Source organism: Dysosmobacter segnis (genome assembly GCF_014297285.1).
Lineage (GTDB): Bacteria > Bacillota > Clostridia > Oscillospirales > Oscillospiraceae > Oscillibacter > Oscillibacter segnis.
On sequence record NZ_JACOQI010000008.1, the window covers coordinates 87,734 to 108,247 of the forward strand.

Sequence of the window (20,514 nt, forward strand, 5' to 3'; positions counted from 1 at the left end):
CAGATGAGATTTTGGGGCAAAGACAGAAAACAGGATAACAGAAAAAATATTTGGATTGAGCATCTCAATATTGATACAGGAAATTGGTTTCAAGTGTTTTCAGCTTGCTTAGGTAAAATGATAGCAATACAGACTGCTTGTAGTGAGCAGGTGGTAAAGGGGCAGGACTGGAATGTTGATTTTTCAGAGGGCGTAATACTTTTTGGAAATCAAAAGTATCCGCTTCAATTCATCGGAAGCGAAGCAACATCAAGTAACACATGGCTGTGGGGGTGGGAAAATATCAATGGATTTTCCGAGAAAATTATTCAGGTAGCCACACACGCAAAAGTAGTGGGGGAACGCTGGAATTTAGAGCCACTAACGACAGCAGAATTTACATTGGACGATACATTCAACGGGCATAACCTGTCTATCGTAACTTGCGGCTTAGTTGATAAGTATTGTTATTACAGAGGTCCACATTCTGGTGGAGCAATTTTTGTTGCATTTTCAGGTGTTCCTGATAGTGTGTTTGCCTCCGTCGATGTTCAAAAATTCGTATCTATAACGACGCAATGTATTCAACAATTTCATATTGATCACAAAATTTTTGTGGAGGGATTTCTCTCGTGGAACAATACGAAATGTGAATGGGACAATCAAACATTACTCGCTCATTTTCAGCAAGATTTGAAAATTGAGTTTGAACAAGTAAATGATTTTTGGCGTATTTGCGCTATGAATACCATTTTATCTGGAAAATAGCAAATCCAGTCGAGCCAGTCAACGGTCAAGATGAACGGCACATTTTATGCGCCGCCATTGACAGCCCCGCCCGCCTTTGCTGATGGGCAATCAAGGCGGGAAAGCCCTAAAATGGCTTCCCGCCCATTTCAATTTTGAGAGAAAAATCTGTCTGCTTTTTCGTGAGTGTGTCCACAAGTTCGGGACATTTTGTCCCGAAGTCCGGCATAGGACGAGGGACGGGGGCTTTCATATACGCCCTGTCTGCTGATGAAACCACCCCTGCGCTTGCGGCTCCACGCCACACAATCACAGCCTTGTTTTCTTGCTGCTTCAAATGCTCTTGCCATCCCGGTTGGCAACCGCATTTTCGCAGCAACGCCGACAGAGCGTATAACACACTACACTTTGCAAGCAAAGTCGTGTGCCAAAGGGAAAGCCCCTTTGGAAACCCCGGACAACAAAACAGGCTGAATATCTCGCACTTCCCCGGTGCTTGATATTCAGCCTTTATTTGTTGTCAGCAGCCCCCGTTTCGTGGTCTGCGTGTAGTTCCTTGTAAACTGACCTAAGTGGGAATGTAAATATCATATCGTATTCGCACCGAAATACAGGAGACAGATCATATACGGAAAGATCAAACAGGATATCGGACAGATGATCAGAAAGCTGTGCCAATATAAGGGTATCGAGATTCATGAAGCGGAAGCGTGCAAGGATCATATCCATATGCTCGTATCCATACCACCGAAATACAGCGTATCGCAGATTATGGGATATCTCAAGGGAAAGAGCAGTTTAATGATCTACGAAAAGTATGCAAATCTCAAGTATAAATATGGAAACCGGCATTTCTGGTGCCGGGGATATTACGTCAGCACAGTGGGACGAAATAGGCGCGCAATAGAGGAGTATATCAAAAATCAACTTCAGGAAGATTACACAGGCGACCAGCTTAGTATCAAGGAGTTCGTAGACCCGTTTACGGGTGAGCCGGTAAGAGGAGGCAAATAAACAAAAGCCCCTTTAGGGGCAGCCCGGGAGAACTGCGCGGTTGGCAGACTTTTCGACGAGCCTATAGGCTCAGCCCGGGTCATGCCCCAAGGGGGCTAGTGCAAACCACCGGCACGGCCGGTGGTTATGATTGTATAGTGCAATTCCTTTACACATTAGGTCATCAAAAGGGAAGGGAAGTCCACACCTCCGTTACCGCCCGCAGACCATGAAGAATGGACACGAGTGGTGGAAGTATGTCTATGATGAATTCTACAACTGCGTGATATGTCCCGAATACCAGCCCTTGAAATATAGCACGACGAACCGTGATGGATATAGGGAATACAAGAGCGATCCGAATATCTGCGCCGCCTGTCCGACCAGAGAACGGTGTACGCATTCCAGGGACTGTATCAAAACGGTGCAGCGGCATATCTGGAAGGACTATGAGGAATTGGCGGACGATGCCAGATATACGCCTGCGTACGCGCAGCTCTACAAGTGCCGAAAGGAAACCATTGAACGGGTCTTCGCGGACGCCAAGGAAAAACACGCGATGCGTTATACACAATACAGAGGCTTGGCTCAGGTGACGAACTGGGTGAAGCTTAAGTTTGTTGCCATGAACTTGAAAAAATTGGCCACATGGAAATGGAGGGATCTGCTGTCCTCGTTTCGTTTTGCTGTTTTTTCGCTCATATATGTTCGAGACCCAGTCTGCTCCTGAGTACAGACCGGGTTCCTCGACAGACTGAGATAAAAGAGCAGGAACTCCGGCATAGCCGGGGTTCCTGCTCTTTTATCTGTCAAACACACTTTGCTTTTCATTGTCTTGACAGAGTCGAATGGGGCTACCCATCGGTTTGATATAATTCTTATATCACTGAATCGGCCGAAACAGCATGGCCTGCTCCATCATGGCAAACCAGCGTTCATCCGCACGATCACGGTGTTTTTTGAAGAGTGCGCGCAGAATCATGACAGTCATCTCCTTCAGTAATCGTTTAACTGTCCTTTATTTTACTGCTTTTTCTTCAAAACGCAATCTTAAAATTCCACAAATCGCACAAATAACATATGCCGTTTTTATGCATATTATACTACATTGTTTTAGTTGCCACAATATTCACATCTGTACCCAGAATATCAGCCGCCAATACATCTCCCACATGCACCGGTGCATCGGCTGTGATGGTGTTGAGCAGTGCCATGCAGTCGAATATTTTCTCTTTAGCCAAAGGACGATCTGTTTTCACCGGCAAGCGCGGCAGGTCTGCCCCTTGGATCCGGACAGTGGAGGTTACCGTGCGAACCGGGTGCTGCAATTCGTTTCTTCCGTACTCCGCACCTCTAGGACAGCTGTTGCCGGTAACAGCGAAGCCCTTTTCCTCATCCACCCTAAGGTGGCAGCCCTTAGGACAGGTAATGCATATCAGTTCAGTCATGCCAGATCCTCCTCCACGCTCACCGTAATGCTGCCTTGCGCATTCTCCAGCAGCTTACGAGGCAGCTTGATATTCTCCATCTCGCCAGGGGCTAGCCGTTCGCGTCGGAACGATGCAAGACAGGTCCCCGCCTCATCGGTCACTGTGATACGGCTCTTGCCGCATACGGCCCGTACACGGAAGAATACATCCACCGTCTGAAAATCTGCGGCCATATGGATGCGCTGCGGAACCGTGTAGCTTACCACAGGACCGTTTTTCAGTTCCATTATCTGACTGGAGGACGGCGTCGTACCGGCGCATAGCGCCGCAGCAGCCTGACCCGCCCGGGCCGACTCAGCAGTTACAAAGTCTACCAAATCGTGAACATGCAGTACATTACCGCAGGCAAACACGCCGGGAATGGAGGTTTCCATGTTTTCATATACCACAGGGCCATTGGTGCGGGGGTCCATCTGCACGCCGGCACTGCGGCTAAGTTCGTTTTCCGGGATCAAGCCAACCGACAGCAGCACGGTATCGCAGTCAAGGATCATCTCCGTGCCGGGTATGGGGCGGCGGTCCGGTCCTACCTCGGAGATAACCACCCGTTCTACGCGGTCTTTGCCCTGAATGTCACTGATGGTGTGGGAGAGATACAGGGGAATATTGAAATCATGCAGGCACTGGACAATGTTGCGGGTCAGGCCTCCGGAATACGGCATGACCTCCACGCAGGCCAAAACTTTGGCTCCTTCCAAACTCATACGGCGAGCCATGATCAGGCCAATGTCACCGGAACCGAGGATGACCACCCGGCGGCCTACCAGGTATCCTTCCATGTTCAGATAGCGCTGCGCCGTGCCAGCAGTGAATACGCCTGCGGGTCGGGTACCGGGAATTGCGATAGCGCCCCGGGTGCGCTCACGGCAGCCCATGGTCAGGACGACCGCCTTGGCTTCTAGGACCTCATAGCCGCCGCTGGGAGAAACGATATGCACATGCTTTTCAGGCGTAACTTCCAGCGCCATGGCTTCCAGACAAATATCTACGCCTGTGGAGTGGATCTTTTCAATAAACCGTCCGGCATACTCGGGGCCGGTGAGTTCTTCCTTAAAATAGTGAAGGCCAAAGCCATTGTGGATACACTGGTTCAAAATGCCGCCCAGTTCACGGTCCCGCTCTACAATGCAGATGGAGCGGCAGCCTGCCTCCCAGGCGGCATTCGCAGCAGACAGCCCCGCAGGACCGCCGCCGATCACAACAAGATCATACTTCACTTTCCGCTACCTCCTTTGGTTTCTTCCATCAAAAGCCAGGTCGCGCTGCCGTCCTGCACGATCTCCATGGGATCTTTCCCAAGTTCGTCCGCGAGGATCTTCAGCACGCGGGGGCCGCAGAAACCGCCTTGACACCGCCCCATGCCCGCTCCGGTCCGGCGCTTCACACCGTCGATGGAACAGGGGGGGATCGGCGAATGAATCGCGGCGATAATTTCTCCCTCAGTGATGGTTTCGCACCGGCAGATTATCCGGCCATAGCGGGGATCCTTCCGTACCAATTCTGCTTTTTCACTATCAGAAAGCTTCCGGAAACGTATTTGCGTACGCTTGCCGCTCCACATGGTTTTCTTTTCGGCTGCAAGCCCCATTTCTTTCAGCTTTTCCAACGCATAGTCCGCAATGGCGGGAGCGGCGGACAGGCCCGGAGACTTGATGCCGCACACATACAGCATCCGGGGAGAATTCTTTGCGGGACGGATAATAAAATCCTCCTCACTGGTTACTGCCCGCACGCCGGAAAAGTTGCGGATGGATTGGCGCAGATCTACAGAGGGCACGCTCTTGCGGCCGAAAGCAGCTACCTGATCCAGACCGCTCTGGGTTGTAGCCCGGTCATCACCATCTTCTACAGGCTCGGCATTAGGACCCACAATCAGATTTCCGTGCACAGTGGGGGCTACCAGAACGCCCTTACCCAAAACGCTGGGGCACTGAAAGATTACATGGTTGACCAGATCGCCGCTGGACTTATCCAGCAAATAGTACTCTCCGCGTGAGTGTTTAGGCATCCATTCGCTCTCTCCGACCATGGCGCTGATTTCATGGCCATGAACACCTGCGCAGTTGACCAGATAGCGGCTCTCGTAATTTCCGGAGGCCGTGTGAACCACATAGTGATTGCCCAGATCCTCCACACCGGCAACGGCGCTGCCACGCTTCAGCTCCGCGCCGTTGCGCACAGCCGTTTCAGCCGCAGCAAGGCACAGTCCCCATGGATCGACAATGGCAGCAGTCGGAGCCAGCAGCGCACCACGCACCGTTTCCGCCAGAGCCGGCTCCATGGTCCGGGCCTCCTCGCCGCTGAGCAGCCGCAGCTCTTTCACACCGTTCTTTATGCCGCGGTCATACAGTGTTTTCAACGTGGCGGTCTCCTCCGCAGAGAATGCCAGCACCATGGAACCGCAGCGGCGGTATTCCACATCCAGTTCCCGGCAAAGTTTCTCCATCTGCTCGGAACCCTGTACATTCAGCTTTGCCATCAGTGTACCGGGTTCCGGATCGTAACCCGCGTGTACGATCGCGCTATTGGCCTTGGTAGTGCCCATAGCGACATCGTTTTCCCGTTCCAGAATCAAGATCCGCAGATCATACTGTGAGAGTTTGCGGGCCAGCACCGCGCCGATAACGCCGCAGCCAATAATAGTCACATCAAACATTGGGATACACTTCCTTCCCTGCTGATTTAAAAAAAATCAAAGCGAACCAAACCGCCTAATGCGGCTGTGTTCGCTTTGACTCAACTTTCTCAGCAGAAATATGCAGTTTTTAGTCTCTACTTGGACTATATCACAGTCCTTTCTGAAAAGCAAGGACTTTTTTGAGCTGTACAAGCCGGATTCATATTAGGCGCCTTTATGCCTCCCACAATTCCTCACTGGTGGTAGAGACCGCAACGGCTCCGGCTGCAAGAGCGCCGCATACATCCCGCTTATCCGTCAACAGCCCGCTGGCGATCAGTGGCTGCGTCACCCGCTGAGACAGACGCCGGATCACATCCGGCATTGCCCCCGGCAAAATGTCGATCACATCCGCATGGGAACTCTGGCGCACCACATTTTCAAAGGAAATGGAATCCAGCAGGAAAAAACGCTGCACCGTGATCAGTCCCAGTTCCTTCGCGTGATGGATGAGATTGGGTCTGGTGGAGATGATCCCATCCGCTTTTGTAGCCTCCGCCAGAAAATCCACGGCGATCTCCCCCCGATTGCTCAGTCCCTCGATCAGATCCGCATGGACAAAGGCCAGCTTGCCTGCTGCCCTGATCCGCTTTACGATCTGCCCGATGTCCAGGATCGTCCCATACAAAATAAACACGGCAGCACATTCCGATCTCAGGGCATGGGCAAGTCCCATGTCGTTTTTTACAGCCGCAATCACCGGAGCCTCCTGAATCGCTTCTTCAAACACCGCCTGTCTGCCTTTCATAAACTGCCCTCCCATAGTGCGTCTGTCTCTCATACATACTGAGAAACATCATCATGAAACGATAGATCATCAGAGATTATTCTTCTCTCCCGCATTATAGTAAATCCTCTGGCATTTCACAAGCGAATCCGTTCATTTTCTAAAATGTAAGTTTTTGCTGTGATTATGGTACAATTTTGTCGCGCCCATTTTTCTTATTCTGCAAGCGCGTCGGCGCTCCCGGAAAAACGCAGGTTGACAGGCGTCACACTTGGACGCAACAGCTAAAATCTCCTCACAGAATCTGTGCGGTTTAAACGAAAAAAATGCAAATTGGCGAAATGCACTTGTCACTTCGCTAAAAAAGGAGTAAAATGAAGGCACTTCAAAGGGTTGCTGAAGAGTTTGAGAGCTGGGGCAACAGAGCAAGTTTTCTCCCGGAATCGAGAGACTTGTTCATGTTGTACTTGGCTTTTTTCTTTGCACCTTTGCTGATTTCACAGCAGAGCCGGGGGCGCTCTCTCCCCGTTTCTGCATTCCATGCAAGGAGTGATGGAATGCACACAATGATCACGGCCCACTCAGGTTGCGAGGGTAGGCCGGACAATTCTCTGGAATATGTTCAATACGCTCTGCACTGCGGTGCGGACGCATTGGAAGTGGATGTACATCCTAAGGATGACGGCTTTTACATCAGCCATGATCCATCCGATGGCGCACATCCTGATCTGAAAGATGTGTTTTCTCTGATTCGCGGCAGCGGCGTAAAGGTCAACTGCGATCTCAAGCATCCCGGCATCGAACACGCAGTCCTAACATTGGCGCAAGCCTGCGGTGTGGACGAACAGTTGATTTTTTCCGGCTCCGTCTCCCTTGAAGCTATACAGGATCCCGCGATCCGGTGCCGCACGTTTTGGAATATTGAAAGTGCCATGCCTACGCTTTATGCGCAGTGCGAGGCTGGTATTCCGCTTACAGAAGAACAGATTCGCGCCGCTATTTCCCTCTATCGACGCTGCGGCGTGCAGATCGTCAATCTTTATTACGGCCTGTGCACACAGGAGCGCATTGCGCTCCTGCGTGAAAACGGGATCCTCGCCTCCGTGTGGACTGTAAATGACGTGTCTTGTGCCCGGCAGTTTCTGGACGCCGGTGTATACAACATCACCACGCGGCAGCCAGTTATGGTTTGCGGACTGCGAAAGGAAACCGGCGTATGAATCAAACATCTTCCCGGCGGATTCTCCTGCTGGCCCCCCATCAGGATGACGAGTGTCTGCAAACTGCCGGTATTATCTATCAAGCCGCTCACTCCGGCGCCCATGTAAGCGTGTGCTTCGCTACAAACGGTGAATACGCTTCCGAGGCAGATGCCGCAGTCAGAGCTGCGGAAAGCCGAAGTGTACTGGCCGCTTTAGGCGTCCCTGCGGAGCAGATCTATTTCTTGGGGTATCCCGATACCGGTATGCCTTACGAAGAAAGCTTTCTCCGCCGGTTATATGACGGCTGCAGGGTATCCGCCTCCCGTTGGGGGAGAACAGAAACCTGGCGGCCTGACGGACAGGATTTTCACTTCATGCGCAGCGGCTGTCACGGTACTTATACCGCCGCAAGCGTTCTGCGGGATCTTTCCGATGTGTTAGCGCTGGTCAATCCGGATACCGTCTACGTTACAGCCCCCGGCGACTGCCACGGCGATCATGACGCCTTGGGCCGTTTTACGACGCAGGCCGTCGCCGCCATGGAAAATCCTCCTGCTTTGTATTATTATCTGATTCACGCAGACCGGACAGATATCTGGCCAGAGCGGGACGCTGAATGGTTCCGCTTGCCGCCCATGGCGGCGGATCATCCGCTTTTACGGTGCGCCGCGGAGCGCCGTCCGCTGCCGGATGGTTTTCCACCCGCGGAAAAATACAGCTTGATTCAAAGCTATACTTCACAGGATCCAGCAGCCTATAACGGGTATCTGCTGGCCTTTGCCAAAAACGATGAGCTCGTCTTTCGGGTCGAAAGACTTCCCTCTCGAACGTGACATTTGCAAAAATTGTGTGAAAAGGGTGGTCGAAGGTGTTCAAATATCTAAATCCAAAGCGCTTTTACTATGCGGTAGGCAAGAAAAAATTTCTGGAATTTATTCTGCTGGCAGTCTTTATGCTGTTCTTTTACGGCCCGCTGATGTACATGTGCATTACAGCTTTTGGCAACGTATATGAGGTTCCCAATATTTTCCCCACGGAATGGGGCTTTAAATGGTGGAACTTCGTGTTCTCTCAAAAGAGTCTGGTCTCCTCAATCGTACAGTCCCTGACCATTGCAGTCATCACCACAGTCTGCTCTATGGTGCTGTGCATCCCGGCGGCTTATTCTCTGGCCCGGTTCCGCTTCCCCGGCAGAAAGATTTTCATGCTTTCTTTCCTGCTGACCAATGCGTTTCCAAAACTGGGCATCTACACTTCTATTGGTATTCTCTTCTATAAATACAATCTGATGGGTACACTGCTGGGCGTTGTCATTATTCATATGATCAACTCCATGATGTTCATGGTTTGGCTCCCATGCAGCGCCTTTCAAGCCGTTCACAAGCAACAGGAGGAAGCCGCTCGGGACGTAGGTGCCGGCCCCATCCGCACCTTCTTCCAGGTGTCCTTCCCCATGGCGATGCCCGGCATTATGGTCGCCACGCTCTATACCTTCCTCGGTTCCATGGAAGAGGCGCAGGGCACACTGCTGGTTGGCCTTGCCCGCATCAAGACGATGCCCGTAGAGATGTACGGCATTATTCTGGATTATCCCGGTCAGGCCGGTGCGGTGTTTGCAATTTTGCTGATGATCCCCGCCGCAGTCATGATCTTTGCGATGAAGAAATATATCGGTCCCGAGGCAATTGCCGGCGGTTTCAAGATGAAGTGATTGAGAGGAATAGAAAATGGCTGAACGGAGTTTAAAACTGGAAATCCGTGATATGACAAAGCGCTATGACAACGGTGATGGCGTCGAGCATATCAATCTGAAAATTTATGAAGGCGAGATCGTCACCATGCTGGGGCCATCCGGCTGCGGAAAGTCCACCATTCTGCGGACCATCGGCGGTTTTCTGGATGTCACTGACGGCGACATTCTGATCGACAATGAATCTATCGTGAAACTGCCGCCGGAAAAGCGGCCGACCGCCATGGTATTCCAGAGCTACAACCTGTGGACCCACATGACGGTATATGAAAATCTGGCTTTCGGCCTGAAGCTGCGCAAGATCCCCAAGGATCAGATCAGGGCCGATATTGATAAGCACCTAAAGCTCGTAAGCATGTCCGGCTTCGAAAAGAAGTATCCCACCCAGCTTTCCGGCGGCCAGCAGCAGCGCATCGCAATTGCCCGTTCCCTGCTGCTCAAGCCCTCCGTACTGCTGTTGGATGAGCCGTTCTCTGCTTTGGACGCCAAAATCCGCCAGCAGATGCGCGAAGAGTTGAAGAAGATTCAGGCCGAACTGGGCATCACCGTGGTATTCGTGACCCACGATCAGGAAGAGGCCATGGCCCTGTCCCACCGCATCGTGGTCATGAACAAGGGTAAATTTGAACAGGTAGGCACTCCTACGGAGATCTACGATAACCCCGCAACCAAGTATGTGGCATCCTTTATTGGCGAAATGAACTTCGTCGAAAAGGACGGAAAGACCGTTGCCGTCCGTCCCGAGGATGTCGCCATCACCAGTGAGCCTGCGGATATCCAGGGCTGCGTGCGGACCATCATGGTTCTGGGACATTACGTGGAGGTCAACGTCCAGTGCGGAGACCTCGTTGTCAAATGTTTCGTGGACCGCGATCAGTCTGAACGTCTCAACCCCGGAGACCCCGTGAACCTCAAATTCCTCAAAACGCATATTTTTTAATTGAAAGGAAGAAGTAAAATGAAAATGAAGCGCATCTTAGCCACCGCGCTGGCCGTCATGATGGCAATGTCTCTTGCTGCCTGCGGTCAGAAATCCGAGCAGTCCGCCAACTCCGGCAGTGACACAAAGAGCACTACCATTCATCTCTGGGCCACTGGTTCCGACAACGTCCGTCAGGTTTATGAGGCGCTGTCCGCCGATTTCAATGGCAACGCCGAAGCCAATCAGGGTTATCAGGTGGAATTGAACTTCCTGCTCTCCGGCACTGGTGGTCAGGGCATGCCTGATATGCTGGCTTCTGCCTGCAAGTCCAACCAGACCAACACCGAGTATGATCTGGTGGATCTGGGCGGCGACGATCTTTCCAAGGTTGTTTCTCTGGTCGGCACAGACGGCTTCATGAAGCTGGATAAATCCAAGATCCCCAATTCTTCCCGGGTCAGAGCTGAATCTGCTGACGCCGCCGAGTTCTGCCAGCCTTATCGCGGCACCACCGTGGTTCTTGCCTACAACTCTCAGAATGTAACTGAAGTTCCCACCACCGCCGAAGAACTGTATCAGTGGATCAAGGATCATCCCGGCCGTTTCGCTTATAACGTGCCTGGCACCGGCGGCGCTGGTGACTCTTTTGTCCGCACCACCGTCTATAACTGCATTGACGATCAGGAAGCCATGACCTCTGATGACCCCAAGTGGATGGATCAGTGGGACGAAGGCTTTGCTAAGCTGGCTGAGCTGCATCCGTATATGTATAAGTCCGGCGGCAGCATCGTCTATCCCAACAAGAACCAGGGCGCTCTGGATCTGCTGTCTCAGGGCGAGATCGACATGTGCCCCATGTGGGCGGATATGCTGCTGAGCCAGCGTGCCGCCGGCACTGTCCCCGCTTACATCAAGATGGCCACCATTCAGCCCTCCTTCACTGGCGCTGTGCAGAGCCTGCTGATTCCCAATTTTGGTTCCAACCCTGATGGCGCCTATATTTTCATCGACTACATGCTTTCCGATACCGCTCAGCAGATCCTGGTCAAGGAAATGGCCGCTATTCCTCTGGTGGACGTCAGCGGTATGGATATGACCGGCTACGAAGATCTGAAGGATCTGGATGTGGGCAGCTTCCGCACGCTGTCTATCGGCGATCTGGGTACCAACTTTAACGAGCGCTGGGATAACGAGATTGGTTCTCTCGGCTAAACTCTGATTTTGAAAGTGTCCGAGGTGTAAAGAATGAGCAAGAAACTAAAACAGATGTTGGCTGCTTATGGATTGGTACTGCCGTCCTTCCTGACGGTCATGCTGGTAGTAGCCTGGCCAATCCTGACGGCCATTAAGACCAGCTTTACAGACCCGGACACCGGCGGTTTTACCTTCGATAACTACAAATACTTTTTTGAAACACCGCGTGAACTGACCAATATCCTCTTCACACTGGGTATTGTGTTCCTCACCGTGGCACTAGCCATCGTTCTGGCTTATCTGTTGGCGCTGTATCTGCGGTTTGTCAAGTCCAAGGTTTCCCGGCTGATTGGCAACCTCTACCTGCTGCCTCGTTTTGTGCCCAGCATGGTGGCGGTGTACGCCATGATCACCGTGGTTCGCGATTCTGGTCTGCTCAACCGTATTTCTCAACTCTTCGGCGGCGATTTTAAGCCGGGTATGATGTACCACGCCAGCGGACTTGTGACCATGAACATGTGGTTCAACATCCCCTTCGCTGCGTTGATGATCACGGCGGGTCTGGGAGCGATCCCCGACTCCATGATTGAAAGCGCTCGGGATGTGGGTGCCAGCAAACTGCGGGTGCTCCGAAGCATGATCCTTCCTCTTTCCATGAAGGACGTGGTCATTGCAGCAACATTCGTGTTCATGTCCAACGTCGGTTCGTTTACCACGCCGTATTTGATGGGCGGCAACTATCCCAAGATGCTGGGCATTGTGCTGTTCGATCAGTTCAACAAGTATTTGCGCTATGAGCGGGCGGCCGCCATGTCGTTTATCATCTTCCTCATTTGCTCTGTTTCCGCCGGTGTATATATCTACACCAACCTGCGCGAAAAAGAGTGGGAGAAATAACGTCTGCCTTACAGGGAGGAGCTCATAGGAGTCTCCTCCCTGTATTTTTCCGGGAAGCCTATCCGCCGCGCCGGCTTCCTTTCTCCATCCGGTACGCTAAAAACAGGAGGAAAAACTGTGGAACTGCTACTTGACCAGACATTCGCCTTTACTCTGGCGGATGTCCGCAAAAACATTCTGGTTCCTTTCCGCGTTGACCGGGATTTCGATCATCTGGCTATTTGCCTGCACTACGGGCCTAAGGCCATTCGAGATCCCGAGATCATTATGCCGCAGATCCGTAAGTGTGTGAAAACATACTTTCCCGCCGGCTATCAGCTGACAGAAGCGGATATGCAGGAATACCAGGAGCTTTTCAACTTTGTAACGCTTTCTCTGGATAAAAACGGCGAATATGTGGGCTGTGCCCACCGTCATCCGCCACAGCAGATACTGACAATTTCCGCAAGCGGCTCCAGTTGGGGCTTCGCCCCCACAGCAGCTTCCGCAGGAGACTGGCGGGCAGTGCTGCATGTACAGGCCGTGGTAGTCGGCACGGTAGACTACCACTTGAGAATTTACGGAATGGAACGAGGTGAGCAGGATGCTGAAATACCGTCCCTTTGAAATGCACTGCCACACTCGCCACAGCGACGGGACCTTTCTGGTCCCACAGCTGATAGAAAGTGTGGCTGCCTATGGATATGCGGGTCTGGCGCTGACTGACCACAACGCCGTAACCGGACTGCTGGAGGTCACGGAGGAACTGCAGCGGAAAAACAACTGTCTGGTGCTGCCCGGTATTGAGTGGACTACCTTTTACGGCCATTTGTTGGTCATCGGTTGCGACCGCTTCGTAGACTGGCGCTTTGTAACGCCGGACACCATTGACGAAGCCCTGCAGGAGATCCGGGCCGCAGGTGGCATCGCCGGCGTGGCCCACCCCTGTGAGGTTGGATCTCCGCTGATGTGCGGCTGTAATTGGGAATTTCGGGTCAAACGCTGGGATCTGATGGATTATGTGGAGATCTGGTCAGGTCCCGATCCTCACGCCTCCGCCAAGAACGGCCTTGCCATGCCCTGGTACGACGCGCTTTTAAATCAGGGCTACCATTTGGCTATTTCAGCCGGACGCGACTGGCACGGCCCCGACAAGCCCGGCCAGATCCCTCTGCTGACCGCTACCTATCTTGGTATTGACGGAGATGTTACAATAGAGAATGCCAAGGCTGCCATCCGCGCCGGACGAACCTATGTCACCACGGGTCCAACCGTGGATGTTACTCTGAAGCAGGAAAACCGGATCTACAGCCTGGGCCAAACCGCACATCCCGGTCCCGCCTCTGTTTCCGTGCGGATCGGCATGGAGGAACGAAGCAGCGTTTGGGCTCACAATGAAATCACACCTCAGTCCATCCGACTGGTACACAATGGAAAAATCTTGGCTGAACAGCCCTACAACGGTAAGCCTGTGGATTTTTCCGTAAGCTTGGTACCCGGCTGGCTTCGGGTGGAGGTATACGGAACGGCACTTGACCGTCCAGCGGATTCCATTGCACTGACAAGCCCTATTTATTCGGCGGACCTGCGGGATGAATGAACCAAGGAGGAAATCAAGCATGAAACTGACAGTCATCGGAGGCGGCGGTGTCCGCTCCATGTTCCTGGCAAAGAGCATTGCCCAGAAAGCGGCGGAACTCCATATCACTGAACTGGTGTTCATGGATAACGATGGGGAAAAACTGCGGATTTACGGCGGTCTGGCCGCGCATGTCTCCCGGATGCTCAATCCGGAGCTGAAATTCCGGTTGACCACGGATGCCGTAGACGCCGTGAAAGATGCCGACTATATCATCACCACGATTCGAGTGGGCGGCGATCACATGCGGGTGCGAGAGGAGCGCATCGCCTTGGCCAACGGTGTGCTGGGACAGGAAACCACCGGCGCTGCCGGTCTCTCCTTTGCCATGCGCTCCGTTCCGGCATTGGCAGAGTATTGCGAACTGATTCGTCAATATGCCAAGCCAACCGTGAAGGTTTTCAACTTTACCAATCCCGCCGGCGTTGTCTCTCAGACTCTGCGAGATATGGGCTATGACTTCACCTATGGGATCTGCGATGCCCCCAGCGGCATGCTGCACCAATTTGCGGACCTCTACGGTGTATCTGCGGATCGGATCGTAGGCGAATGCTACGGTCTGAACCATCTCTCCTTTTTCCGCTCCATCAAAATTGACGGCAAGGAGATCATGCCGGAACTGATTAGCCGGGACGACGCCTATCGTGAAACAGATATGCGCTTTTTCGGCAAGGATCTACTGGAACATATGGGCTGCGTGCTTAACGAATATCTTTACTATTTCTATTATCGGGAACAGGCTGTCAGCAATATTCTCCACGCCCCTCAGACCCGCGGCGAAGTCATCGAGGACATCAATCGTCAAATGACGGCAGAACTTTCCAAAATGGATATTGAAAACGACTTTGAAAGTTGCCTGAAGTGCTTTGAAAAGTGGTATGGCCGACGGGAAGACGCTTACATGGCCAACGAGACCGGTATCCACCGCAATAAGGCGTGGACCTTCGATGTGTTTGCCCCTGATGCCGGCGGCTATGCCGGCGTGGCTCTGCGTTTCATTGATATTGTGGAGTCCGGCAAAGCGGGCAGCATGATCCTCTGCGCTCCCAACCAAGGAGCCATCCCCGGCTTGCGGGATAACGACATTGTAGAGATCACCTGCGACATCGCGCCTGACAGCTGTACGCCTCATAAGGTCACGGATGGCGACGAACGGGCGTTGGAACTGATCCGCCGGGTAAAAGCCTATGAGCGGCTGGCATCTAAGGCTATCCGAGAAAAAAGCCGGACGGCCGCCATTGACTGCCTGACCCTTCATCCTCTGGTGAATTCCTATTCGCTGGCCGTGAAACTGGTGGATTCCTACATTGCGCTGAATACGGGATATAGTGATGGTTGGAAGTAAGACGTTTATCTCCGGCGCCGCTAATGTAAACATTGACCTGTTTTTCTCAGGTCTGCCCCGGCTGCCGGAAGAAGGGCAGGAACTTTATTCCAAGGGATTTTCCCTGCAAATGGGCGGCGGACTGCCCGCCACCCTTATCAATCTGGGGCGCTTAGGCATACCTGTGCGTATCCAGACAGGGCTGGGAAAGGATATGTTCTCTCGTTTTGCTCGGGATGCCTTTGAGTCCGCCGGTGTAACTCCCTTTAACCTCTGCCCACAGACGGATGCGATTCCCCTGAATATCTCCGTCGCTATGCTGACGCCGGGCGACCGAACCTTCTGCTCCTATTCTGATGGTTTTCCGGTGACGGATACGGTATTAGAGCAGGTTTACGCAGACTCCAAGGGAGCGTCCATCTGCGCCATGGATCTTCGATTCCCGGAAGTCTACCGGCAACTGCATCAGGAGGGAACTCTTCTGACGCTGGATACTGGCTGGGACGATGAGATGTCCATCGAAAAATACCGCCCCATGTTGGAATTGGCAGATTTCTACACACCGAACCAGAAGGAAGCGCTGAAAATCACCGGCACAAACACGCCGGAAGAGGCTGCCCGGGTGTTGAGTGAATTTTTCCAGAAAGTGGTGGTAAAGCTGGATGCTTCCGGCTGTCTCATTCAGGAAAACGGCGTGCAGCAGGTGATCCCTGTGATCCCGGAATATGTACATCAGGACTCCACCGGCGCGGGCGACGCCTTTCTGGCCGGTTTCCTGTATGGTCTCTATCATGACTGCTCTCTGGCTGAATGTGTGTTGTACGGCAACATCACCGGCGGCAAATGCGTCACCGCAGTAGGCTGCCTGACAGCCTACTGCACAGAAGCGGAGCTGTTGGAAAAGGCTGCACGCTACCGCAGTCTGCTTCCCTGACACAAAGAAAAACGCACACCACGAGAATTTTTCACGCCAGAGATCATACCGGTGTGGACCGCAAGGCTGTCAATGGGGTCACTCCTTCCCAATGCCTGTACCGAGAGATCAGAATGGGATCATCGGATACCATGATGAATCTCTCAAAGTCAGACTGTATTTCAAGAAACATTATTCGCATGGCTAAGCGGGCATACGGCATATGCTTTGAGCAGTCGGTGACAGTGGTATATCATATTCAGGCAGTCTGCAAACCTAAAAAATAGCGCCTGCCGCAGGACATTGTCTTGCGGCAGGCGCTATTTTTTATATCAGGTAAGACGACGTTTTTCCCATCCGTCTGATTCAACAGGAGAAGCTGCACAAAAAAAGACATGGTTTGCAGACTCCGTCAGAATAAAGTTGTGGGATATGCCCACCTGAATGAAGAGAGCAAACCATGTCCAAAATTATGCAATTCAGCGCAAAACAGCCAACAATCCAATCAAAAACGCCGTTCTTTCCGCTAATCAACGAAATATATAACTGTACACGGGGAGCGACCGTAAATTATTTCTCAAGCCATTCCAGATTTTTCTTGGTATTCCGGTCGAAAAGATGGGCCATAGCGCCGTTGAAGGTAAAGGCGATGGGGCTGCCGATGGTAAACGCGGAGGTGCTTTCCAGCTCCGTGGTGGGAACGATCATGATGGTATCGCTGCCGCAGGCGCTGACGTGGAGATGGACGGCGCTGCCCATCATCTCGCTGACGTCCACGGTGCCGTGGATCATGGAACTCTCATCACCGCTGAGGATCAGGTGCTCAGGCCGGACGCCCAGCGTGATGGGGCTGGCTGCCGCGCCGTTGGCCTTCAGCTTGGCCTGCTTCTCCTCCGGCAGGGTCACCTTGGCGCCGTCCAGCACCACGGCATACTGCCCGTCCTCCAGCACCAGCTCGGCATCGTAGAAGTTCATCTGAGGCATGCCGATGAAGCCGGCCACAAACAGGTTTGCGGGGTGGTTAAAGACCTCCTGCGGCGTGCCGATCTGCTGGATGACGCCGTCCTTCATAATGACGATGCGGTCGCCCAGAGTCATGGCCTCCGTCTGGTCGTGGGTCACGTAGATAAAGGTGGTGTTGATGCGCTGGCGCAGCTTGATCAGCTCTGCCCGCATCTGGTTGCGGAGCTTGGCGTCCAGGTTAGACAAAGGCTCGTCCATCAGCAGGACCTTCGGCTCCCGGACGATGGCGCGGCCGATGGCCACACGCTGACGCTGGCCGCCGGAAAGGGCCTTTGGCTTGCGGTCCAGATACTCCGTGATGTCCAGGATCTCCGCCGCCTGCTCCACCCGCTGATCGATCTCAGCCTTGTCCATTTTCCGCAGCTTCAGGGGGAAAGCGATGTTCTCCCGAACGGTCATGTGGGGGTACAGGGCGTAGTTTTGGAACACCATGGAGATGTCCCGGTCCTTGGGGGCCACATCGTTCATCAGCTGGCCGCCGATGTACAGCTCGCCGCCGGAGATCTCCTCCAGACCGGCCACCATCCGCAGGGTGGTGGACTTGCCGCAGCCGGATGGTCCAACCAGCACGATGAATTCCTTGTCCTGAATGTGCAGGTTGAAGTTATCAACGGCCAGAACGCCCTCCTCCGTGATCTGGAGGTTGGTCTTTTTCTCCGGCTCGCCCTTCTTCTTTTTCTTAGGCTCCTGATGGGGATAGACCTTCTTGATATTCTTTAAAATGACTTCTGCCATGGCAATAAGACCCTGAAAGCGCTGCCTCCGCATACGCTTTCTCCCGGTTGTCAAAACAACACGGCTTACGGCAGGTCTCCACACTGCCGCACCGCAGGCCTGCGGTATTCCTCCTTTTTGATCTGGCTCCGAAGCTGATATCATGGAGAGCTGGCGAAGCCGTATAGATTGGTTAGTAAGTTCCGGCGAATCCCGCGTTTCACTGAGCAGACCAACAAACCGCCTGCCGCAACAGCATATAGTCCAAAAGGCAGCAGATCAGATTTCCTGAAGCCCCGGCAAATCCGCAGGCAGTAAAGACGCCGCTTCATCGTCCAGCAGGTAAATGCAGTTTGGATGCTCTTGCAGCACAGAAGCAGGCACTCGGTTAGTCACTGGTCCCAAGATCGCCTCCGCCACAATTTCAGCCTTCTTTTTGCCATTGGCAATCACAATTACTGTTTTGGATTCCATGATCTGGGCAATTCCAAGCGTAATCCCCTCTGTCAAAGGGAGATCCTGACCGCTAAAATACTTCCGCTGCACAGACTTTGTTGTGGCGCTCAGCGGCGTCCGGTGGGAGCGCAGTGAAAAATCCACGCCATCCTCGTTAAAACCTAAGTGTCCGTTCATGCCGATCCCCAACACTTCCACAGAAATGGGGCCATAACGGTCGATAAAGGCATCCTGTTCCTCCAGCTGGGCGTCAATGTCTGATTGAGAGCCATCAAAGAGGAAGGCATCAGCAAACGGTTTGCTCATCTTTTTCAACAGTTTTTCACGGATGAAGTTGGAACAACTGCCCGCATCGTCCGGACCAATGCCTACCCAGTCATCCAGTTGGACAAACTTCAATTCGGCGGGGTCGATCTCTCCGCGGTTCACCTTACTGCAGAATACCTCCAGCATACCGACCGGCGTATCACCGCCGGGAAAACTGATCAGCGCCTGAGGCTCCGCTTTGATTTGGTGCTCCACTATATCCGCGGCGACACGACTCATGGCGTCATAATTTTTCGCAACGAGTACCTGCATATAACAGTTCTCCTTTCAGATTGTACTCCTGTATGTATCATACCATCAAAGCCATCTGTTTCGTTATAACGATTTTGTCCCATTTTCTGAGTTTTTTTGCCATCAGAGCACGGCAAAATTTTTATAGAAACTGTGCGAAAAACTTCATTGCTTACCTCTTCCGCTTTCTTTACAATGAAAGAGCATGATAGCCGCTCTCCATTGTGCGGCACTATTAAGAAGGGAGACTTTTTTATGATCGTTAAAGTCGGCGTTATTGGAATCGGTACCGTTTCTCAGCTGATGCACCTGCCCATTCTCAGCGGGCTACATGAGCAGTATCAGATTACTGCCGTGTCCGATATTTCCCCCACTCAGCTTGCGTTTATCGCGAAAAAGTACAACGCAACACCCTATACCGACCCCTATGAGTTGGTAAAAGATCCCAATGTGGATGCCGTATTTGTCTGCTCCCCCGATCAGTACCATGCCGCATATGCCCTGGCCGCTATGGAGGCCGGGAAACATGTGTTTGTGGAAAAACCTGTTACCCTCTGCATGGAGGATCTGGAAAAGCTGATTGCTGCCGAAAAGGCACATCCTGAGCTGGTGTGCATGGTGGGCTATATGCGCCGCTACGGTAATGGCTTCCTCAAGTGCAAGGAACTGCTGCAAGCTGATGACCGAAAGATCGAATATATGCGTTTCCGTGACATTATTCTGGAGGGCGACTTTTTCATGGGACAGACCCGTCTGCCCTATTTGTCCAGCGACATTCCCCAGTCTGCCAAGGAGGAGAGCGGACGTCTGCGCCGGGAACAGGTGGGACGTGCTCTGGGCGAAGGCTGCACGGAACAGCAGCGCATTACCTATGTGATGCTCACTGGCCTTGGCTGCCACACGTTAGCCGCCGTCCGTGAGTTGGTGGGACTGCCGGTGGAGATCGAATCTGTCTCCGTTCAGGGAGAGCATGTGGTCATCGTGTTCCGCTATGAGGATTTCCTCGCGGTATATGAAATCGTCAACGATCAGGATGTGGTGCAGTTTGATGCCGCCATCGAGATCTATCAGCATGACCGCCGCATGAAGATCAAATACGAAACTCCCTATCTGCGGTATCAGCCCCAGACCTTTGAGGTGATCGAATCCACCAAGAACGATACCAAGACCACTCTGTATGGCCCTGACTACAGAGATGCCTTTGAAAACGAGGTCAAATATTACCACGACTGCATAGTAAATGGCACTAAGCCCAAATCTGATTTTTCTGACGCCATGGCTGACCTGAAGCTGTTCCGCGACATCTGTATGAAGATCAAGGAGTAATTCG

The 20,514-nt window shown here is 52.7% G+C and carries 19 protein-coding genes and 1 pseudogene; 14 read left to right on the top strand and 6 right to left on the bottom strand.

The window, feature by feature from the left end; translation table 11 throughout:
- Positions 1–3 precede the first annotated feature (3 nt).
- The 3 genes and pseudogenes from H8Z83_RS09800 to H8Z83_RS09810 all read left to right on the top strand — a co-directional run bounded on the left by H8Z83_RS09800 (position 4) and on the right by H8Z83_RS09810 (position 2,449).
- Positions 4–747 (top strand): DUF6882 domain-containing protein, encoded by a 744-nt coding sequence (locus H8Z83_RS09800; RefSeq protein ID WP_187014853.1) that lies wholly within the window; start codon positions 4–6, stop codon positions 745–747.
- Between the two features lie 549 nt (positions 748–1,296).
- A pseudogene (tnpA, locus tag H8Z83_RS09805) lies at positions 1,297–1,740 on the top strand (IS200/IS605 family transposase); the annotation flags it as partial.
- Positions 1,741–1,948: 208 nt separating this feature from the next.
- The gene (locus tag H8Z83_RS09810) at positions 1,949–2,449 is read left to right on the top strand and encodes a transposase (protein WP_215686535.1); all 501 of its coding nucleotides are present in this window, start codon (positions 1,949–1,951) and stop codon (positions 2,447–2,449) included.
- Between the two features lie 373 nt (positions 2,450–2,822).
- On the opposite strand, the gene H8Z83_RS09815 is transcribed toward H8Z83_RS09810, so the two are convergent.
- The 4 genes from H8Z83_RS09815 to H8Z83_RS09830 all read right to left on the bottom strand — a co-directional run bounded on the left by H8Z83_RS09815 (position 2,823) and on the right by H8Z83_RS09830 (position 6,634).
- Positions 2,823–3,167 carry a DUF1667 domain-containing protein gene (locus tag H8Z83_RS09815; RefSeq protein WP_187014855.1) on the bottom strand — a complete coding sequence of 115 codons (345 nt, stop codon included), beginning with the start codon at positions 3,165–3,167 and terminating at the stop codon, positions 2,823–2,825.
- A complete protein-coding gene (locus H8Z83_RS09820) occupies positions 3,164–4,426 on the bottom strand; it encodes an NAD(P)/FAD-dependent oxidoreductase (protein WP_187014856.1) in 1,263 nt (420 codons plus the stop codon). The genes H8Z83_RS09815 and H8Z83_RS09820 overlap by 4 nt, the downstream gene beginning before the upstream one ends.
- Positions 4,423–5,865: an NAD(P)/FAD-dependent oxidoreductase gene (locus tag H8Z83_RS09825; protein ID WP_187014857.1), complete on the bottom strand. Its 1,443-nt coding sequence runs from the start codon at positions 5,863–5,865 to the stop codon at positions 4,423–4,425. Before H8Z83_RS09825 ends, H8Z83_RS09820 begins: the two co-directional genes overlap by 4 nt.
- A gap of 196 nt (positions 5,866–6,061) precedes the next feature.
- A complete protein-coding gene (locus tag H8Z83_RS09830; RefSeq protein WP_187014858.1) occupies positions 6,062–6,634 on the bottom strand; it encodes a glycerol-3-phosphate responsive antiterminator in 573 nt (190 codons plus the stop codon).
- Between the two features lie 536 nt (positions 6,635–7,170).
- On the opposite strand from H8Z83_RS09830, the gene H8Z83_RS09835 reads away from it, so the two are divergent.
- The 10 genes from H8Z83_RS09835 to H8Z83_RS09880 all read left to right on the top strand — a co-directional run bounded on the left by H8Z83_RS09835 (position 7,171) and on the right by H8Z83_RS09880 (position 16,454).
- Positions 7,171–7,833 (top strand): glycerophosphodiester phosphodiesterase, encoded by a 663-nt coding sequence (locus H8Z83_RS09835; protein ID WP_187014859.1) that lies wholly within the window; start codon positions 7,171–7,173, stop codon positions 7,831–7,833.
- A complete protein-coding gene (locus tag H8Z83_RS09840; RefSeq protein ID WP_187014860.1) occupies positions 7,830–8,648 on the top strand; it encodes a PIG-L deacetylase family protein in 819 nt (272 codons plus the stop codon). The genes H8Z83_RS09835 and H8Z83_RS09840 overlap by 4 nt, the downstream gene beginning before the upstream one ends.
- A 35-nt stretch (positions 8,649–8,683) precedes the next feature.
- On the top strand, positions 8,684–9,526 hold the full coding sequence (locus H8Z83_RS09845; protein WP_187014861.1) for an ABC transporter permease: 843 nt from the start codon (positions 8,684–8,686) through the stop codon (positions 9,524–9,526).
- A 16-nt stretch (positions 9,527–9,542) separates the two neighbouring features.
- Positions 9,543–10,505, top strand: coding sequence for an ABC transporter ATP-binding protein (locus tag H8Z83_RS09850; protein ID WP_187014862.1), 963 nt, complete (start codon positions 9,543–9,545; stop codon positions 10,503–10,505).
- Positions 10,506–10,523: 18 nt separating this feature from the next.
- Positions 10,524–11,699, top strand: coding sequence for an extracellular solute-binding protein (locus tag H8Z83_RS09855; protein ID WP_187014863.1), 1,176 nt, complete (start codon positions 10,524–10,526; stop codon positions 11,697–11,699).
- 33 nt (positions 11,700–11,732) lie between these two features.
- Positions 11,733–12,578: an ABC transporter permease gene (locus H8Z83_RS09860; protein WP_187014864.1), complete on the top strand. Its 846-nt coding sequence runs from the start codon at positions 11,733–11,735 to the stop codon at positions 12,576–12,578.
- A 117-nt stretch (positions 12,579–12,695) separates the two neighbouring features.
- A complete protein-coding gene (locus tag H8Z83_RS09865) occupies positions 12,696–13,184 on the top strand; it encodes a hypothetical protein (RefSeq protein ID WP_187014865.1) in 489 nt (162 codons plus the stop codon).
- Positions 13,162–14,157 carry a CehA/McbA family metallohydrolase gene (locus H8Z83_RS09870; RefSeq protein WP_187014866.1) on the top strand — a complete coding sequence of 332 codons (996 nt, stop codon included), beginning with the start codon at positions 13,162–13,164 and terminating at the stop codon, positions 14,155–14,157. Before H8Z83_RS09865 ends, H8Z83_RS09870 begins: the two co-directional genes overlap by 23 nt.
- Positions 14,158–14,176: 19 nt before the next feature.
- Positions 14,177–15,541 (top strand): family 4 glycosyl hydrolase, encoded by a 1,365-nt coding sequence (locus tag H8Z83_RS09875; RefSeq protein WP_187014867.1) that lies wholly within the window; start codon positions 14,177–14,179, stop codon positions 15,539–15,541.
- The gene (locus H8Z83_RS09880) at positions 15,528–16,454 is read left to right on the top strand and encodes a carbohydrate kinase family protein (RefSeq protein WP_187014868.1); all 927 of its coding nucleotides are present in this window, start codon (positions 15,528–15,530) and stop codon (positions 16,452–16,454) included. Before H8Z83_RS09875 ends, H8Z83_RS09880 begins: the two co-directional genes overlap by 14 nt.
- Positions 16,455–17,003: 549 nt before the next feature.
- Here H8Z83_RS09880 and H8Z83_RS09885 read toward each other — a convergent pair.
- On the bottom strand, positions 17,004–18,191 hold the full coding sequence (locus H8Z83_RS09885; RefSeq protein WP_187014928.1) for an ABC transporter ATP-binding protein: 1,188 nt from the start codon (positions 18,189–18,191) through the stop codon (positions 17,004–17,006).
- 258 nt (positions 18,192–18,449) lie between these two features.
- Entirely contained in the window at positions 18,450–19,205 is a 756-nt protein-coding gene (locus H8Z83_RS09890; RefSeq protein WP_187014869.1) for a glucosamine-6-phosphate deaminase, read from the bottom strand.
- Between the two features lie 234 nt (positions 19,206–19,439).
- Here H8Z83_RS09890 and H8Z83_RS09895 point away from each other — a divergent pair, with 234 nt between their 5' ends.
- A complete protein-coding gene (locus tag H8Z83_RS09895) occupies positions 19,440–20,510 on the top strand; it encodes a Gfo/Idh/MocA family protein (protein ID WP_187014870.1) in 1,071 nt (356 codons plus the stop codon).
- Positions 20,511–20,514 lie beyond the last annotated feature (4 nt).

Bases quoted from the DNA above. Each gene is read 5' to 3' on its own strand.
- H8Z83_RS09895 (WP_187014870.1), top strand. From the start codon at position 19,440: ATGATCGTTAAAGTCGGCGTTATTGGAATCGGTACCGTTTCTCAGCTG.
- H8Z83_RS09890 (WP_187014869.1), bottom strand. From the start codon at position 19,205: ATGCAGGTACTCGTTGCGAAAAATTATGACGCCATGAGTCGTGTCGCC.
- H8Z83_RS09825 (WP_187014857.1), bottom strand. From the start codon at position 5,865: ATGTTTGATGTGACTATTATTGGCTGCGGCGTTATCGGCGCGGTGCTG.
- H8Z83_RS09800 (WP_187014853.1), top strand. From the start codon at position 4: ATGAGATTTTGGGGCAAAGACAGAAAACAGGATAACAGAAAAAATATT.
- H8Z83_RS09815 (WP_187014855.1), bottom strand. From the start codon at position 3,167: ATGACTGAACTGATATGCATTACCTGTCCTAAGGGCTGCCACCTTAGG.
- H8Z83_RS09885 (WP_187014928.1), bottom strand. From the start codon at position 18,191: ATGGCAGAAGTCATTTTAAAGAATATCAAGAAGGTCTATCCCCATCAG.
- H8Z83_RS09810 (WP_215686535.1), top strand. From the start codon at position 1,949: ATGAAGAATGGACACGAGTGGTGGAAGTATGTCTATGATGAATTCTAC.
- H8Z83_RS09880 (WP_187014868.1), top strand. From the start codon at position 15,528: ATGGTTGGAAGTAAGACGTTTATCTCCGGCGCCGCTAATGTAAACATT.
- H8Z83_RS09875 (WP_187014867.1), top strand. From the start codon at position 14,177: ATGAAACTGACAGTCATCGGAGGCGGCGGTGTCCGCTCCATGTTCCTG.
- H8Z83_RS09870 (WP_187014866.1), top strand. From the start codon at position 13,162: ATGCTGAAATACCGTCCCTTTGAAATGCACTGCCACACTCGCCACAGC.
- H8Z83_RS09840 (WP_187014860.1), top strand. From the start codon at position 7,830: ATGAATCAAACATCTTCCCGGCGGATTCTCCTGCTGGCCCCCCATCAG.
- H8Z83_RS09855 (WP_187014863.1), top strand. From the start codon at position 10,524: ATGAAAATGAAGCGCATCTTAGCCACCGCGCTGGCCGTCATGATGGCA.
- H8Z83_RS09835 (WP_187014859.1), top strand. From the start codon at position 7,171: ATGCACACAATGATCACGGCCCACTCAGGTTGCGAGGGTAGGCCGGAC.
- H8Z83_RS09860 (WP_187014864.1), top strand. From the start codon at position 11,733: ATGAGCAAGAAACTAAAACAGATGTTGGCTGCTTATGGATTGGTACTG.
- H8Z83_RS09850 (WP_187014862.1), top strand. From the start codon at position 9,543: ATGGCTGAACGGAGTTTAAAACTGGAAATCCGTGATATGACAAAGCGC.
- H8Z83_RS09830 (WP_187014858.1), bottom strand. From the start codon at position 6,634: ATGAAAGGCAGACAGGCGGTGTTTGAAGAAGCGATTCAGGAGGCTCCG.